Source organism: Phaeobacter sp. B1627, from assembly GCF_006265095.1.
Classification (GTDB): Bacteria; Pseudomonadota; Alphaproteobacteria; order Rhodobacterales; family Rhodobacteraceae; genus Epibacterium.
On record NZ_VCNK01000114.1, the window covers coordinates 1 to 779 of the forward strand.

Here is a 779-nt window from a genome sequence, read left to right on the forward strand (position 1 = left end):
CACTGTCGTAGCTCTGCATGACCTCCGCTGCGAGATCCTGAAGCCTCGAGAGTGTGCCACGCTTCGCGGCTTCACTCATCGAAAGACCCGCATTGGTGTAGGCGCGCAAAGTGAAATGCGCATGGATGGTCGTCTCGTCCAGGTGAACCACGAGCGATTCGAGAGATGTATCCAGTTCCGACGCCACCGCTTTTGCCAGTTCCCGAAATGCCGCGTCCTGTTTCTCGACAGGAAGGGCCCCAAACAATTCAGCAGCCACGGTCCCGAAGGTGATGATGCCCGCCATGATCACAGGGGCATTCTGCTTCATCGCCCTCTGCCGAGATGCCTTGATGCGCAGCGCGGCATTTTCTTTCTGGATCTGGCCAAGCGGACGCAAGGGCATCAGCGTACGATTGAGTTTCACGCGATCAGCTTTGACGTATTTCGGCAATTTTCCAATACGGAAGTCATGCCGCCGCGTCCCCTTCGCTTTCGACATCGTGCGGGGTTCGATACGGATCGAGACAGCGCGGGGGTTGCCGTCTTTCGATTTCAGAGCGGGGGTGTCGGTCAGATCTTTCATGGACATCAGAGTCCGCGAAAACGCCGAAAATCCGAAATGCGATTTGTCTTCGGATTATCTTTTTTGCCCCCGCCCCCGAAGGGCATGGCAGAACCTACTAGAGATAACCCTCGGACTGCCGTCCGGTCTTATCTCTCTTCGGCGAAGAGGAAACGCTGCGCATCCCCCTTTCGAAACCCCCAGGCCGAAGGGGCTCCGCCCCTCTCGACACCCC

Annotated in this window: 1 protein-coding gene; it reads right to left on the reverse strand. The window is 57.5% G+C overall.

Annotation, left to right across the window (positions count from 1 at the left end; translation table 11 throughout):
• The coding region (locus FGE21_RS19905) for a plasmid recombination protein (protein WP_176695512.1) at positions 1–565 on the reverse strand (565 nt) is incomplete at its 3' end.
• Positions 566–779: the final 214 nt, after the last annotated feature.